Below are 15515 nucleotides of genomic sequence, written 5' to 3' on the forward strand. Positions count from 1 at the left end.
CCAAAAAATCCCCGCGCGCGGCCGTTCGGCCGATGCGCGCGACGTTGGCCGAACGGTCAGGTGCCGGCGCATGCGCAGTTTGCGGGATAATACGGGTTTTCGAATCATCGCCCCGGCTTCGCACCCTTTTTTGCGGGGCCGCCGTGCGCCCGCCGCACGGCCGCGGCCGTTTTCCCGTCGGACCATCATGACCATCGTCAACCTTGCCGCCTACCACTTCGTGTCGCTCGACGCGACCGAGCAATGGCGCCCGCTCGTCACCGCCCGCTGCAACGAACTCGGCTTGCGCGGCACGATCCTGCTCGCGCCGGAAGGCATCAACCTGTTCATCGCCGGCTCGCGCGAAGCGACCGACGCGTTCATCGACTACCTCCGCCACGATCCGCTGTTCGAAGGCAAGTTCGCGACGCTGCAGTTCAAGGAGAGCCTGTCCGACTCGCAGCCGTTCCGCCGGATGCTCGTGCGCCTGAAGCGCGAGATCATCACGATGAAGAAGCCCGCGATCAAGCCGGAGCTCGGCCGCGCGCCGTCGGTCGACGCGCGCACGCTGAAGGCGTGGCTCGACCGCGGCCACGACGATGCCGGCCGCCCGGTCGTGATGCTCGACACGCGCAACGCGTTCGAAGTGGACGTCGGCACGTTCGACGACGCGCTCGACTACCGGATCGACAAGTTCAGCGAGTTCCCGGAAGTGATCGACGCGAACCGCGCCGATCTCGAGGGCAAGACCGTCGTGTCGTTCTGCACGGGCGGCATCCGCTGCGAGAAGGCGGCGATCCACATGAAGGAAATCGGCATCGAGAATGTGTACCAGCTCGAGGGTGGGATCCTGAAGTATTTCGAGGAAGTCGGCGGCGCGCACTATCACGGCGACTGCTTCGTGTTCGACTACCGCACCGCGCTGAACCCGCAACTGCAGCCGACCGAAAACGTCACGTGCTTCGCGTGCCGCGCGGTCGTCACGCCGGAAGCCCAGCAATCGCCGAGCTACGTGGCCGGCCAGTCGTGCCCGGCCTGCGCGCAGACAGCCAGCGCCGCGTAAGCGCGCGTCGCTCCGCGCCCCGATGAACGGTTACCGCGGCCGCTTCGCGCCGTCGCCCACCGGCCCGCTGCATTTCGGCTCGCTGGTCGGTGCGCTCGCGAGCTGGCTCGACGCGCGCGCACACGGCGGCGCATGGCTCGTGCGCATCGAGGACATCGACGGCCCGCGCACGGTGCCCGGCGCCGCCGACGACATCCTCGCGACGCTCGCGCATTTCGGCATGACGCCCGACGAGCCACCCGTGTGGCAAAGCACGCGCGAGGCCAACTATGCGGCCGCGCTCGACCGGCTCGTCGACGCAGGGCTCGTCTACCCGTGCGGCTGCACGCGCAAGGAAATCGCCGATTCGCTACGTGCCGCGCACGAGCGCCACACGACGCTCGCGTACCCGGGCACCTGCCGCACCGGCCTGCACGGCAAGCCCGCGCGCGCGTGGCGGCTGCGCGTGCCGGACGGCGACGATGCGATCGTCACGTTCGACGACCGCTGGCAGCACACGCAAGCGCAGAATCTCGCGACCGACGTCGGCGATTTCGTGCTGAAGCGCGCGGACGGCCAATGGGCGTATCAGCTCGCGGTGGTGGTCGACGATGCCGACGCGGGCATCACGCACGTCGTGCGCGGCGCCGACCTGCTCGATTCGACCGCGCGCCAGATCTACCTGCAGCGTTGTCTCGGCGTGCCGACGCCCGAATACCTGCACGTGCCCGTCGTCGTCGACGCGAACGGCGAAAAGCTCAGCAAGCAGACCGGCGCGATCGCGCTCCAGCGGGACGATCCGCTGCCGGAGCTGCGGGCCGCCGCCATGCATCTCGGCCTTGCCGCCGATGGCGATCCATCGGGCGACACGATGGATGCGTTCTACGCGGCCGCGACCGATGCGTGGGCGCGTCGCTTCGGGCCATACGCCGGCTGAGCCGTTCGCGGAATCCCGGTTCGCAACGACCGCGTTCCGGCATCCGTCAGCGCTGAATCGACCGGAAACTGCACGCGCGCTGACGACACTGCACCGAAGCCCCCCGCCCGCGCGATCAGTCACCCCTCCTCCCGGTTGCCTCGTCACGAATCGTCTCGCCCAATGAAAAACGGGCACATGCTCATCGCATGCACCCGTTTCCGCGGCAGCGCTCGCGCGCTGCACCGACCGCCTGAACCGCCCGCTTACACCGACGGCTTGCGCGGCATTCCGAAGCCGCCGAGCAGCGCGGCGACTTGACGCTTCGGCCCCTTCTTCTCGGGCTGCTGCGCGGACTTCGTCTCTTCCGGCTGGTTCGCCGGCGCCGACGGTTCGTACGGCTTCAGGAAGAAGTCGTCGACCGGCGCCTCGTGACGACGGTGATGGCCGCCGCGCTCGGAACCGCCCGAACGACGCCCCGACGCACCGCGATGCTCGTCACGCTCGCGGCGGCCGCCGCGTTCGCCGCCACGCTCACCGCCGCGATCGCCGCCGCGATCGCCGCCACGCTCGTCGTGACGATGGCGCGCCGGCTTGTCGAGCGCGAGCGTCTGCACATCGAGCGGACGCTTGATCAGCTTCTCGATATCGGCGAGCTGCTTGCGCTCGTTCGGGCTGCACAGCGACAGCGCATCGCCCGTCGCGCCCGCGCGGCCCGTGCGGCCGATCCGGTGCACGTAGTCTTCCGCGTTGAACGGCAGGTCGAAGTTGATCACGGCCGGCAGTTCGGCGATGTCGAGACCGCGCGCGGCCACGTCGGTCGCGACCAGCGCCTCGATTTCGCCGCGCTTGAACGCGTCGAGGGCCTGCATCCGCTCGATCTGCGTCTTGTCGCCGTGGATCGCCGACGCGACCACGCCGTCGCGCTCGAGATTGCGGGCCAGCCGGCTTGCGCCGATCTTGCTGTTGCAGAACACGATCACCTGCTTGAGCCCGCGATCGCGCAGCAGCTGCACGACGGCGGCCTGCTTGTCGCCTTCGGCGACGTCGTAGACGATCTGCGTGACGTTCGCGTTGGTCGAGTTGCTGCGCGCGACCTCGATCGTCTGCGGGTTGCGCAGGTAGGTCGATGCGAGCTTCTTGATTTCCGGCGAGAAGGTGGCCGAGAACAGCAGCGTCTGACGCTCCTTCGGCAGCAGGTTCAGGATGCGCTGAAGGTCCGGCAGGAAGCCCATGTCGAGCATCCGGTCGGCCTCGTCGAGCACGAGCATCTGCACCTGCCCGAGGTTTGCCGTTTTCTGCTGCACGTGGTCGAGCAGGCGGCCGGGCGTCGCGATCAGGATCTCGACGCCGCGGCGCAGCTCGGCCATCTGCGGGTTCATGTCGACGCCGCCGAACACCACCGCGCTGCGCAGCGGCGTGTGCTTCCCGTACGCGTGCACGTTCGCGGCAACCTGGTCGGCGAGCTCGCGGGTCGGCGTGAGGATCAGCGCGCGCACCGGGTGGCGCGCGGGCGATGCGCTCGTGTTGGCCTGCGGCAGCAGCCGCTGGAGGATCGGCAGCGAGAAGCTCGCGGTCTTGCCGGTACCCGTTTGCGCGGCGCCCATGACGTCGCGGCCGGCGAGCACGACCGGAATGGCCTGCGCCTGGATCGGCGTCGGCGTCGTATAGCCCTGCTCCGCGATGGCTTTCAGGATATCGGCGGCAAGGCCGAATTGATCGAAGGTTGCGTCGGCTGGCTTGGCGACTGAATCGGACATGGTGGCGTTTCGCTCAAAAGGCGCGGCGGGGACATCGTGCGTCAGGCCGGCCGGGCCTGCGCTCATCACATTTCGGAAGTAGACGGAGCCGCGGCGCGCCGCGCGGCGCCGCTCTGGCGCTTGGGACCGGTTCATTTCGAACATCGGGCGCCACAGGCCGTGCGGACTCCGTTCGGCGCGAATGCCGGCGGAAAGGGGCGTATTGTAGCACTGCGCAGCAATCTGTCCGTGACAACGCCGCGAACGCCCTCGGTGGCGGTTCGCGGCGAGCGCCGGCAGGCCTGGCGCGGGCGGATGCGTCGAGCGACCAGGCTATCCCGATCGGCCGATGGGTAAAAATAGGGGTCGAATTCCGGGTGTGCACTTCGGAAAATCGGCAAGCGGTCGACGAGCCCGGGCGCCGCCTGCCCAGCGATCCGGCTGGAGGTCGAACCCGGCTGCCCGCATCGAACGCGGCAATCGGCACGCCGGCACGGCGTATCCGATCGCGCGCGGCGCTCAGCCCTTCTTCTTTTTCTTCTTCTCGACCTGCACGCAGTCGCCCAGCAGCGGTGCCGCATTCTGGTCGGCGATCTCGTCGCGCAGCGTCCCTTCCTTGCCCTTCGTCCACCAGGTATAGCGTCCGGCCTGGTAGCGCACGCCCGACGCCGAAACGGTATCGACGAACAGCAGTTGCTGTCCGTTGACCGGCACCAGCGCGAAGCTCTGGCCGTTGCCCGCGCGCCAGTACGACACGCGCACCGGCTGCTTCTGGTTCGCGCACTGATAGAGGGCCTGCTGGCGCGAATCGGCGTCGATCTCCTCGACGGTCAGTTGCGCGGCATGCGCGACGGAAACGGCGGTGCCGGCCAGCGCGAGCGCGGCGAAGGTTTGGCGAATCATGCAGGTCCTCTCACGAGACGGGTGGAAGCACGCCCTCGCGGGACGCGCGGTTATCGTTGGTTATGTATTGAGCGTTCGTCGCTCAGGGATCGATGACGTCGGCGCACGCGTCGGTCGGCGCGGCCGCGACATGGCCGACGACCGGCACGATCTTCAGCCCGGCCGATGCGACCCGGCACGGCGCGGCCGCGAGGCCGCACCCCGCGAGGCTCGCGACCAGCGCCAGCGCGGCGCCCACCTTGCCGATACGGCCGATCCGCCGCCATGTCGACACCATCGCGTGCTCCCGATCCGGTCAGCGCGCCGACACGGGCCGCACGGCCGCCGCGGCGCGCTTTGCGCGTTCGCGGGCTTCGTCGACGGTCGCGCCGGTCGCGAGGGCGACGCCCATGCGCCGCTTCACGAAGCTTTCCGGTTTGCCGAACAGGCGCAGGTCGGCGCCCGGCACGGCCAGCGCGTCGCGCACACCCTCGAACGCGATGCCGCGCTCGTCGAGCCCGCCGTAAATCACCGCCGACGCGGCCGGCGAGCCGAGCGTCGGATCGACCGGCAGCCCGAGAATCGCGCGCGCGTGCAGTTCGAACTCCGACTGACGCTGCGACGCGAGCGTCACGAGGCCGGTGTCGTGCGGCCGCGGGCTCACCTCGGAGAACCAGACTTCGTCCCCGCGCACAAACAGCTCGACGCCGAACAGCCCGCGCCCGCCGAGCGCCTCGGTCACCTTGTGCGCGATCTCGCGCGACTTCTCCAACGCGACGGCGCTCATCGGCTGCGGCTGCCACGATTCGACGTAATCGCCCGCCACCTGCACGTGCCCGACCGGCTCGCAGAAGTAGGTGCGCGTCTCAAGCGTCGCCGGATCGATCGCGCGCACGGTCAGCTGCGTGATCTCGTAGTCGAAATCGATGAAGCCCTCGACGATCACACGGCCGTGGTTCACGCGGCCGCCCGCCATCGCGTAATCCCAGGCAGGCTTCACGTCGGCCTCGGTCCGCACGACCGACTGCCCCTTGCCCGACGACGACATCACCGGCTTCACGACGCACGGCATGCCGATCTTCGCGACGGCCGCGCTGAACGCGTCGAACGACTCGGCGAACGCATACGGCGAAGTCGCCAGCCCGAGCTCCTCGGCCGCGAGGCGGCGGATGCCTTCGCGGTTCATCGTGAGCTGCGTCGCGCGCGCGGTCGGGATCACCTCGGCGAGGCCGGCCGCCTCGATCGCCGCGAGGGCATCGGTCGCGATCGCCTCGATCTCCGGCACGATCAGGTGCGGGCGCTCTGCCTCGACGACCGCGCGCAGCGCGGCGGCGTCGGTCATGTCGATCACGTGCGCGCGATGCGCGACCTGGTGCCCCGGCGCGTCCGGATAACGATCGACCGCGACGACTTCGACGCCGAGACGCTGCAACGCGATGATGACTTCCTTGCCGAGTTCGCCCGCGCCGAGCAGCATGACGCGCGTGGCCGAGGGTGAAAGCGGCGTACCGAGCCGCTGACCGATCTGCATGTGATTTCCCGCTGGTTCTGTTGGAGGACGAAAACGGCTCCGATGTTAACACGCGCACCCGTGCCGGTCCGGGCGGTTTCGTCGCGTCGCGCGTCGCCGCGTGAAGCCCGCCGGCGCCTTGCGAACGTTTTCACGCGCGAAGTGTCGGCTCGCCTCGCGCGGGGCGGGTGCGTTACTCTTACGCCTTGATTAGAATCCGATGAGGAACGAGGCTCATGTCCCACCTGTCCGCCGCCGCACGCGCACGCACCGGCCTGCTTCGCCCGCTGCGCGCGCCGCTCTGCGCGTTGACGCTTGCCACGCTTCTCGCCGCCTGCGCGATGCCGACCCACCCCGATTCCGCCGCCCCCGCACCCGACCCGTACAACCCCGCCGCCGTCCAGCTGCTCGACGACACGAGCTGGGAGCTCACGAGCTGGGTGAACGCCGACGGCACGCCGCGCATGATTCCGCACGGCGACAACGGCGAGCCGATCAAGCTCGCGCTGTCCATCGAATCGGGCGTCCGACGCGCCAGTGGCTTTTCCGGCTGCAACCGCTACATGGGCACCTACGCGCTCAAGAACGGTCTGCTGAGCTTCGGGCCGCTGGCCGGCACGCGCATGGCATGCCCGAACGCACTCGGCGGCCAGCTCGAACACGCGTACCTCGATGCGCTCGCGCACATCGAGAAGACCGGCGTGCAGATGCGCGAGCCGCAGCAATTGCAGATCGTGACCGAAGCCGGCGCGACGCTGACCTTCACGCGCCGGAGCCCCTGATGCAGCGCGCGGGCGAAGGCCGACCGGCCGCCTTCGCCACGCGCGAATCCCGGACGCACGCGTCCCGTGGCCTGGAAGCGCGTCGACGCGTTCATGCTGCCTTAGAGTCCTGTTCGCCGGCCGGTTAAACTCGGCGGGTCGCGCACCGCGCTCCCCGCCCTCTTCCTGTTTCATCAAAGCATGCACACGGTTGTCTTCGGCTGGTTCGGCATCTCCGCCGTCTGGTTCCTCCTTCTCATCTGGCGTCTCGTTCAGGCGATGCTGCCCGGCGGCGGCGGACTCGCCGGCCGCGGCTCGATTCGCCTGTGGCTCGGCTTCGCGGCCGTGTTCGTCGCGAGCTGCGCGCTGACGAGCCCGCTGTCGGGCCCCGACACGAATGCGCTCGGCCACGCGCTCTCGAACGGCTTCGCGCATGTGCTCGGCCCGATCGGTACGCCGGTCGCGATGGTCGTGCTGTTCTTCGCCGGCCTGCCGTGGCTGACCGGCATCGGCTGGCGGCAGTTCGCCGCGTGGGTCGACACGTCGTTCGGCGTCAAGCTCGCGCGCGACGTCGACGACGACGACGTGCGCGGCGTCGCCGACCTGCCGCGCAGCGCGCTGCATCGCGACGACGACATCGTGCAGCCGACCACCGCGCACACCGTCAACTCGATGGCGCCGCGGCAGAACGGCCGCTATTCGCGCCCAACGTTGTGGAAACCCGATCCGCAGGCCCGGCCGAAGCCGCGCGGCAACCCAGCGCCGCGTCCGCTCGCGGAGCCCGTCGCACCCTCGGGGTGGCTGAAGCCGACGTCGGCCCATCGCATGCCCCCGCCGCCTGCAGCGGGCACGACGAGCGCCATGCCGCCGCCGACGACCGGCAGCACCGCCAGCCTCGCGCGAGCCGCAGCGAATGCACAGGTGCCGCGCCCGAATCCGGCCCCGCTTCCGGCCGGGTTCGAGCCCGTTCGGCCGCAACCGACCGCCGCGCGCCCGGCCGCAGCCGCAATGAAGCAGCCGGCCGCGCCGCGTGCCGCGGTCACACCGCGCCCGGCCGGCGTGACGCCGCCGCGCACGCCCGCGCGCCCAGCGGCGGGCGCCGGCCAGTCGCCGGACGCCGCACGGCGCCGCCCCGCGCCACCGGTCCCCGCGCGCGCGCCGCTCTACGCATGGGTGCAGCAGCCCGCGGAGCCGATCACGCCGGCGCCGAGCGTTCACGACACGCTGCGCTCGATCGAGGCCAGCACCGCGCAATGGGCGACGCTCGACGACGTGCGGGCGCCCGATGCGGCGCCGGCGACGGCCGCCGCGGTTGCGACGGCAGCGAGCGTCGCGGCATCGGCATCGGCATCGACGGCCGTACCCGCCGGGGTCGTTGCGAGCGCGCTTCAGGCCTCGCCCCGCCACGCAGACCTTCCGGACACGCACGAAGCCACGCCGGCATACGACGACGCACCGATCGTGCTGGATGCATTCATGCCGGCCGAGCCGAGCGTGCGCACACCCCTTCTCGATGTTGGCACGAGCATTCCGGCCTTCGGCGAAACTGCACGGCATGCCATACCGGATCGCAGCGTCGAGACCGATGCACCGACGCGTCATGCGGAAGGCGAGCATCGGCATGACGCCAATGCTCCCGCCGCGCCGGCATTCGATTCACCGATCGACTTCGCACCGTGGGAAGACATCGTCAGCCCGCCGGTTTCCGGACTCGACGCATCGCATGAAAGCCCGATTGCCGCGCCGCTGTCCGATGCGGATGAGTCGGGGGCGACGAGCGAGGCTGTCAGTTCGCATGCGGCCAGCGTCACGTCGATGGCAAGCTGCATGGGCCGCACCGCCGACGCGAAGGATGCGGCAACGGCCGCAGGGACGGTCGGTCAGGTCCAGTCGCAATCCACACTGCCGGCCGATACCACCGTATCGGTCGATACGACACCGGACACGCACGCGACTCAGGACGTCGTGACGCCTGTCCAGCAGGTCGCGCCGACCACTCCCCTCCCCGCTTCGTCGATCGCGGCAACGCCGACGCGGCCGCTTGCCGATGCCATGCCACCCGCATCGGCGGCGTCGATCTCCGCGATGGCGGAACCTGCGTCTGCGTCGTGGTCGAAGCCGTTGTCCGCGGAAACCTCCTCTGGTGCGCTGACGATTCCGGCAACTTCCGCGTCGTCGCGCGTCGGGACCACGCCGGGCTCTGCTGCCCTGGCACCCGCACCGGCGAACACGTCGAACAGCACACCGGCCGCCGCGACGCCTTCGTTCTCCGGCATGACTGGCACGGCCTCTTGGTCGCCGTCGCAACCCACCGCATCGGCGGCGCCCGTTGTATCGGCCGAGCCGTCCGCGCCAATAGGCGCCACCGGGGCCGCACACGGTTCCAGCGGTCACGTGCCGGCTGCGGCATCGGCCGCGGTCACGCCGGCACCCGCACCGACGGCACCCGCCCACACGCCTTCGACCGGTGCCGCCGTCCTGCCCGCCGCACAGCCGTCCGCACCCGTGGCGACGTCTGCTCCGACGCCCGCAATGAATGCTTCCGGTCCGGCCACATCGCAGCCGGCCGCGACCGCATCCGCATCGACCGGCACGTCCTTCAGCGCAATCGGATCGCATTCGGCGCAAAGCACGCAGGTGTCGCCTGCCGTCGCGGCTGGCACCTCGTCCGGCAGCGCATTTACCGCAACGTCGACCGCATCGGCCACGCCTCCGGCAGCACCGGCGAACCGCACGCCTGACGCTTGGTCGACCGACACGCAGGCCACACCGCCCGCAGCAGCGCAGGTGGCACCCGGCATCGCGCCTGCCGCCGCCGCTGCGGTCATCCCGGCGCCGTCTTCCGGCGCACTCGCCCCGACGAGCACGATCGTTGCCGCTGCACCCGCCGCGTTCGGCGGCGTGCCTGCAGCGACGGGGGGCGCGCCGGCCTCCTTCGCCACGACCGCCCCCGCGACGGCATCGGCCGCGCTCGCGACTTCCGCGACCGCGTCTGTGTCGGCAATGCCGACCTTCTCCACACCGGGCGGATCCATCGACACGGCGACCCCGGCACAACCCGTCGCGTCCGCACCGGCGCCGCAGGCCCAGTCGTTCACCGCCCCGCTGGCCCCCGCTGCTGCATCGGCGAGCTGGTCCATGCCCGGCACGGGCGCGACGCCCGCGGCAACCGGCATCGCCATCCCGGCCGTCACGACCGCGCCGCCGCCGGACACGACGCTGTCCGAGGCCACCGTGCCGCCGGCACCGGCGGAATCGAGCACCCCGCCCCCGGACGCATCGGCCGAACCCGCGCGCCAGCCGCGCCCGAACGCGTTCGAATTCCACGCACCCGCGTCGTTCAACGTCGAATTGCCGACGCTCGACCTGCTCGAGCCCGCCTCCGACGATATCGAAACGATCACCGAGGAACACCTCGCGCAGACCGCCCAAGTCATCGAGCAGCGCCTGCAGGAATTCAAGGTGCCGGTGACCGTGGTCGGCGCATCGGCGGGTCCGGTGATCACGCGCTTCGAGATCGAACCCGCGCTCGGCGTGCGCGGCAGCCAGATCGTCGGCCTGATGAAGGACCTGTCGCGCGGCCTCGGCCTCACGTCGATCCGCGTCGTCGAGACGATTCCCGGCAAGACCTGCATGGGCCTCGAGCTGCCGAACGCGAAACGCCAGATGATCCGCCTGTCGGAAATCCTCGAATCGCGCCAGTACCAGCATTCGGCGTCGCAGCTGACGATCGCGATGGGCAAGGACATCACCGGCCACCCGGTCGTCACCGATCTCGCGAAGGCGCCGCACATGCTGGTCGCCGGCACGACGGGTTCGGGCAAGTCGGTCGCGATCAACGCGATGATCCTGTCGCTGCTGTACAAGGCGACGCCCGAGGACGTGCGGCTCATCATGATCGACCCGAAGATGCTCGAGTTGTCGGTCTACGAAGGCATCCCGCACCTGCTGGCGCCGGTCGTCACCGACATGAAGCTCGCGGCGAACGCGCTGAACTGGTGCGTCGGCGAAATGGAGAAGCGCTACCGCCTGATGTCGGCCGTCGGCGTGCGCAACCTCGCGGGCTTCAACCAGAAGATCCGCGACGCTGAAGCGAAGGAAAAGAAGATCGGCAACCCGTTCTCGCTGACGCCCGACGATCCCGAGCCGCTGTCGAAGCTGCCGCTGATCGTCGTCGTGATCGATGAGCTGGCCGACCTGATGATGGTCGCCGGCAAGAAGATCGAGGAGCTGATCGCCCGTCTCGCGCAGAAGGCGCGCGCGGCCGGCATCCACCTGATCCTCGCGACGCAGCGCCCGTCGGTCGACGTGATCACCGGCCTCATCAAGGCGAACATCCCGACGCGCGTCGCGTTCCAGGTGTCGTCGAAGATCGACTCGCGCACGATCCTCGATCAGATGGGCGCCGAATCGCTGCTCGGCCAGGGCGACATGCTGTTCCTGCCGCCGGGCACCGGCTACCCGCAGCGCGTGCACGGCGCGTTCGTCGCGGACGAGGAAGTGCACAGGATCGTCGAATACCTGAAGCAGTTCGGCGAGCCGCAGTACGAGGAAGGGATTCTCGACGGCCCGGCCGCCGACGGCGCGACGCAGGACCTGTTCGGCGACGCGCCGGATGCGGAAGCCGATCCGCTGTACGACGAAGCGGTCGCGTTCGTCGTGCGCACACGGCGCGCGTCGATCTCGTCGGTGCAGCGCCAGTTGCGCATCGGCTACAACCGCGCCGCGCGGCTCGTCGAGCAGATGGAAGCAGCCGGGCTCGTGTCGCCGATGGGGATCAACGGCAGCCGCGAGGTGCTCGTGCCGGCCGCGGCCGACTGAGCACGGCGGCCGCGCGGCCGACGACGACCGATACGGGCGCCCCGCGCAAGCGGCCGCCCGAACGAAAAAAAAGGGCGCTGCAGAAGCAGCGCCCTTTCTCCATTTACTGCGCCACCGGCACCAGCTTGAAATCGACCGGGCTGCCGAGCGCCACCTTCTGCGGATTCGGGCCGAGCTGCCCCGTTTCGACGTCGCGACTGAATACGTAGAACGTATCGCTGTCCTGGTTGCCGACGATCAGCCACTTGCCGGTCGGATCGATCAGGAATTCGCGCGGCGTCTTGCCGAGGCTCGACTGGCGCCCGACGGTCTTCAGCCGGCCGTCGGCCTTGTTCACCGCGTAGATCACGATTTCGTTCACGTCGCCACGGTTGCTCGCGTACAGGAAGCGGCCGTCCGGCGACAGGTGGATCGCGCCGCCGCCCACCTTGCCCTTGAAGCCCGGCACCGTCATCGGCAGCGTCTCGACCGGCGTCAGCTTGCCGTCGTGGTGGCCGAACACCTCGACCGCCGCGTTGAGCTCGCTCGTCACGTACGCGAACCGGCCGTCGGCGCCGAACACCATGTGACGCGGGCCGGAGCCGGCCTTCACCGGCGTGTAGCGCGTGTCGGTCGGGCTGATCAGCCCGCGGCTGCCGTCGATCGTGTAGCGGTAGCCGTAGATCTTGTCCGCGCCGAGGTCCTGCACGAACAGGTAACGGCCATCGGGCGAGAACACCGTCGAGTGCACGTGCGCGCCGTCCTGGCGCCCCTTCACGGGCCCCGTGCCTTCGTGATGCACCGTCAGCGCGGCCGGGCCGACCGCACCACCGTCGCGGACCGGGAACACGGCGAAGCTGCCGCCCGGATCGGCCGCGACCGAGTAGTTGGCCGTGACGAGGTACTTGCCGTCCGGCGACAGCGCGAGATAGCAAGGATCGTTCCCTTCGGACGACACGCGGTCGATGAACGTGAGCGCTCCCGTCTTCGGATCGAAGCCGAACGCGCTGACGCCGCCGCGCTGCGTCGCCGGGCCGTTGTCGCCGGGCAGTTCGTTGACCGCGTAGACGGTGCGACCGTCGCGGCTTGGCAACAGGTAGGACGGATTCACGGTCTTCGCCGACGACACGGGTGCGACACTGCCCGTTTTCGTATCGAAGCGGTAAACGTAGATCCCGTCGCTGCCGCGCCCCGTATAGGTGCCGACGAGCAGGTTGTAGACGCCGTCGGCCGGTGCCGGCGATTGTTGAGCGAAGGCATGGGTCGCGGACAAGGACAGCACGATCGCGAAACCTTTCATCCAGTGAGCGAGCCTAAGCGGGAACCCTCGTGTCGAAGCGCGTGCGTCACGCTCGCGTAAACGGCTGGGCATTGAATCCTCCTTGCATCGAGTCGCTTCAAGTGTTGAGATAGGACGAAACGCCGGCCGTTCATGCGCTCCGCCGCCCGGCCGAGTATACGGGGCGCGACGCCGGCGCGTGAAGCCAGGGCGCCTCCGCCTGCATAGTGAACTCGAATACCCAAGGACCGCTTGCCCATGCCCGCCCTGATCGAAGACTACGCCCTCGTCGGCGACGGCCACACCGCCGCGCTGATCTCGAAAGACGGCTCCGTCGACTGGCTGTGCTGGCCCCGCTTCGATTCGGGCGCCTGTTTCGCGGCGCTGGTCGGCACGCCCGAGCACGGCCGCTGGCTGCTCGCGCCGGCCGACGACGCCGCGATCACGCACACGACGCGCCGCTATCGCGGCGACACGCTGATCCTCGAGACCGACTATGAAAGCGCCGACGGCGCCGTCACCGTAATCGACTTCATGCCGCCCGGCAACGGCTGGTCCGAACTGGTGCGGATCGTCGTCGGCCGCCACGGCACGATGAAGATGCGCATGGAACTGGTGTTGCGCTTCGACTACGGTTTCTCGATCCCGTGGGTCACGCAACTGACCCGCGAGGACGGCGTGAAGGCGATCGCCGGCCCCGATACCGTCGTGCTGCGCACGCCGGTGCCGCTCACCGGCAAGAACCTCCATACGCTCGCGGAATTCACGGTGAGCGCCGACGAACGCGTACCGTTTTCGCTCAGCTACGCGGCGTCGCACCTGCGGCTGCCGCCTGCGCGCGATCCGCTGTCGATGCTCGCCCGCACCGAGAACTACTGGCTCGAATGGTCGGGCCGCTGCCAGGTGCAGGGTCGCTACGCGGCCGCCGTGCGCCGCTCGCTGATCACGCTGAAGGCGCTCGCGTACGAGCCGACCGGCGGGATCGTCGCGGCGCCCACCACGTCGCTACCCGAAAAGATCGGCGGCAACCGCAACTGGGACTACCGCTATTGCTGGCTGCGCGACGCGACGATCACGCTGCTCGCGCTGATGCGCGGCGGCTACTACGACGAGGCGCGCGCCTGGCGCACGTGGCTCGGCCGCGTGATGGCCGGCTCGCCCGAGCAAATCCAGATCATGTACGGGATCGCGGGCGAGCGCCGGCTGCCGGAAATGGAGCTCGACTGGCTGCCCGGCTACCAGGATTCGAAACCGGTGCGCGTCGGCAACGGCGCCGCGAACCAACTCCAGCTCGACGTATTCGGCGAAGTGATGGCCGCGCTGCACCTCGCGCGCGTGGGCGGCCTGCAGGCCGACGACACGGTGTGGTCCGTCCAGTGTTCGCTGCTCGATCATCTCGAGAAGATCTGGCAAGAACCCGACGAGGGGATCTGGGAAACGCGCGGCGGCCGCCGCCATTTCACGTTCTCGAAGGTGATGGCGTGGGTCGCGTTCGACCGCGCGATCAAGTCGGCGGAAATGTTCCGGCTGCCCGCTTCGCTCGACCGCTGGCGCGCACTGCGCGACCGGATCCACGCCGACGTCTGCGACAACGCATGGCATGAAGGCAAACGGGCGTTTGCGCAGAGCTACGGCAGCGACGAGCTCGACGCGAGCGTGCTGCTGATGCCGCTGCTCGGCTTCCTGCCGCCGGAAGACCCGCGCATCGTCGGCACGGTCGACGCGATCGAGCGGGAATTGCTGCACGACGGGCTCGTGATGCGCTACCGAACGACGGAGTACGACGACGGCCTGCCGCCCGGCGAAGGCACGTTTCTCGCGTGCAGTTTCTGGCTGGTCGACAACTACGCGCTGCTCGGCCGGATCGACGACGCGCACCGGCTCTTCAGCCGGCTGCTCGCGCTGTCCAACGACCTCGGGCTGCTCGCCGAGGAATACGACCCGGTCGAGGGCCGGCTCGTCGGCAACTTCCCGCAGGCGTTCTCGCACGTGGCGCTGGTGCATACTGCAATGAACCTGATGCACCACGAAGACGCCATGGCGCGCGCGGCCGGCCAGCCGGCGCCGGCCGTGGCGACAGGGCGCTGACCGGGGCCGGAGCGGCTTCTTCAGAGATCGTCAATTCGCAAAAGTTTGATGAAAAATCGGGGAAATGTTGCATTGCAACACCCATCGTTGTCCGATATGATCGATTCGATTGTCCGGCCGCACTGCACCATGGCCGGTCGCTGACCCACACGGCACGCCGCGACGCCCCACGCCGCCCTTGCGCACCGTCCCCCACGCGGGAGTAGTCTGCATGCTTTACCAATTGCACGAATTCCAGCGGGCGATGCTGAGCCCGCTCACGGCCTGGGCCCAGGCCGCATCCAAGTCGTTCGCCAACCCGTCCAGCCCGTTCTCGCTGATGCCCGGCGCGACGCGGATGGCCGCCGCGTACGAGCTGATGTACCGGCTCGGCAAGGATTACGAGAAGCCCGAATTCAACATTCATCAGATCGTCAAGGACGGCCACAACATCCCGATCGTCGAGCAGACGATCGTCGAGAAGCCGTTCTGCCGGCTGCTGCGCTTCAAACGCTATTCGGACGACGCCGATGCCGTCAC

10 protein-coding genes and 1 pseudogene are annotated in these 15515 nt (G+C 69.3%); 6 read left to right on the plus strand and 5 right to left on the minus strand.

Annotation, left to right across the window (positions count from 1 at the left end):
* Positions 1-187: 187 nt before the first annotated feature.
* The gene (locus HWX25_RS24080; RefSeq protein WP_175910916.1) at positions 188-1042 is read left to right on the plus strand and encodes a sulfurtransferase; all 855 of its coding nucleotides are present in this window, start codon (positions 188-190) and stop codon (positions 1040-1042) included.
* Positions 1043-1064: 22 nt separating this feature from the next.
* Entirely contained in the window at positions 1065-1958 is an 894-nt protein-coding gene (gluQRS, locus tag HWX25_RS24085; protein ID WP_175910918.1) for a tRNA glutamyl-Q(34) synthetase GluQRS, read from the plus strand.
* Between the two features lie 245 nt (positions 1959-2203).
* Here the strand turns inward: gluQRS and HWX25_RS24090 are convergent, their stop codons facing one another.
* The 4 genes from HWX25_RS24090 to purT form a co-directional block, all read right to left on the minus strand.
* Complete coding sequence (locus HWX25_RS24090; protein WP_175910920.1) at positions 2204-3763, minus strand: DEAD/DEAH box helicase; 1560 nt, start codon at positions 3761-3763, stop codon at positions 2204-2206.
* 432 nt (positions 3764-4195) lie between these two features.
* Positions 4196-4579 carry an MliC family protein gene (locus HWX25_RS24095; protein ID WP_175910922.1) on the minus strand — a complete coding sequence of 128 codons (384 nt, stop codon included), beginning with the start codon at positions 4577-4579 and terminating at the stop codon, positions 4196-4198.
* Between the two features lie 82 nt (positions 4580-4661).
* A complete protein-coding gene (locus tag HWX25_RS24100; RefSeq protein ID WP_175910923.1) occupies positions 4662-4856 on the minus strand; it encodes a DUF6726 family protein in 195 nt (64 codons plus the stop codon).
* A gap of 18 nt (positions 4857-4874) precedes the next feature.
* Positions 4875-6089 (minus strand): formate-dependent phosphoribosylglycinamide formyltransferase, encoded by a 1215-nt coding sequence (purT, locus tag HWX25_RS24105; RefSeq protein WP_059527309.1) that lies wholly within the window; start codon positions 6087-6089, stop codon positions 4875-4877.
* A gap of 215 nt (positions 6090-6304) precedes the next feature.
* Between purT and HWX25_RS24110 the strand changes: the two genes are divergently transcribed.
* The gene (locus HWX25_RS24110; RefSeq protein ID WP_175910925.1) at positions 6305-6850 is read left to right on the plus strand and encodes an META domain-containing protein; all 546 of its coding nucleotides are present in this window, start codon (positions 6305-6307) and stop codon (positions 6848-6850) included.
* Between the two features lie 180 nt (positions 6851-7030).
* The gene (locus tag HWX25_RS24115) at positions 7031-11650 is read left to right on the plus strand and encodes a DNA translocase FtsK (protein WP_175910927.1); all 4620 of its coding nucleotides are present in this window, start codon (positions 7031-7033) and stop codon (positions 11648-11650) included.
* A 103-nt stretch (positions 11651-11753) separates the two neighbouring features.
* Here the strand turns inward: HWX25_RS24115 and HWX25_RS24120 are convergent, their stop codons facing one another.
* The gene (locus HWX25_RS24120) at positions 11754-13001 is read right to left on the minus strand and encodes a lactonase family protein (RefSeq protein ID WP_082725500.1); all 1248 of its coding nucleotides are present in this window, start codon (positions 12999-13001) and stop codon (positions 11754-11756) included.
* A gap of 165 nt (positions 13002-13166) precedes the next feature.
* Between HWX25_RS24120 and HWX25_RS24125 the strand changes: the two genes are divergently transcribed.
* Together HWX25_RS24125 and HWX25_RS24130 are read left to right on the plus strand one after the other, a co-directional pair.
* On the plus strand, positions 13167-14996 hold the full coding sequence (locus HWX25_RS24125; RefSeq protein WP_059820623.1) for a glycoside hydrolase family 15 protein: 1830 nt from the start codon (positions 13167-13169) through the stop codon (positions 14994-14996).
* A 211-nt stretch (positions 14997-15207) separates the two neighbouring features.
* Positions 15208-15515, plus strand: a pseudogene (locus HWX25_RS24130) (polyhydroxyalkanoate depolymerase); the annotation flags it as partial.

The sequence above is a fragment of the Burkholderia sp. BCC1640 genome (assembly GCF_902833125.1).
Classification (GTDB): Bacteria; Pseudomonadota; Gammaproteobacteria; order Burkholderiales; family Burkholderiaceae; genus Burkholderia; species Burkholderia diffusa.

Coding starts and splice junctions, on each gene's coding strand:
- HWX25_RS24080 (WP_175910916.1), top strand. CDS start 188: ATGACCATCGTCAACCTTGCCGCCTACCACTTCGTGTCGCTCGACGCG.
- gluQRS (WP_175910918.1), top strand. CDS start 1,065: ATGAACGGTTACCGCGGCCGCTTCGCGCCGTCGCCCACCGGCCCGCTG.
- HWX25_RS24090 (WP_175910920.1), bottom strand. CDS start 3,763: ATGAGCGCAGGCCCGGCCGGCCTGACGCACGATGTCCCCGCCGCGCCT.
- HWX25_RS24095 (WP_175910922.1), bottom strand. CDS start 4,579: ATGATTCGCCAAACCTTCGCCGCGCTCGCGCTGGCCGGCACCGCCGTT.
- HWX25_RS24100 (WP_175910923.1), bottom strand. CDS start 4,856: ATGGTGTCGACATGGCGGCGGATCGGCCGTATCGGCAAGGTGGGCGCC.
- purT (WP_059527309.1), bottom strand. CDS start 6,089: ATGCAGATCGGTCAGCGGCTCGGTACGCCGCTTTCACCCTCGGCCACG.
- HWX25_RS24110 (WP_175910925.1), top strand. CDS start 6,305: ATGTCCCACCTGTCCGCCGCCGCACGCGCACGCACCGGCCTGCTTCGC.
- HWX25_RS24115 (WP_175910927.1), top strand. CDS start 7,031: ATGCACACGGTTGTCTTCGGCTGGTTCGGCATCTCCGCCGTCTGGTTC.
- HWX25_RS24120 (WP_082725500.1), bottom strand. CDS start 13,001: ATGCCCAGCCGTTTACGCGAGCGTGACGCACGCGCTTCGACACGAGGG.
- HWX25_RS24125 (WP_059820623.1), top strand. CDS start 13,167: ATGCCCGCCCTGATCGAAGACTACGCCCTCGTCGGCGACGGCCACACC.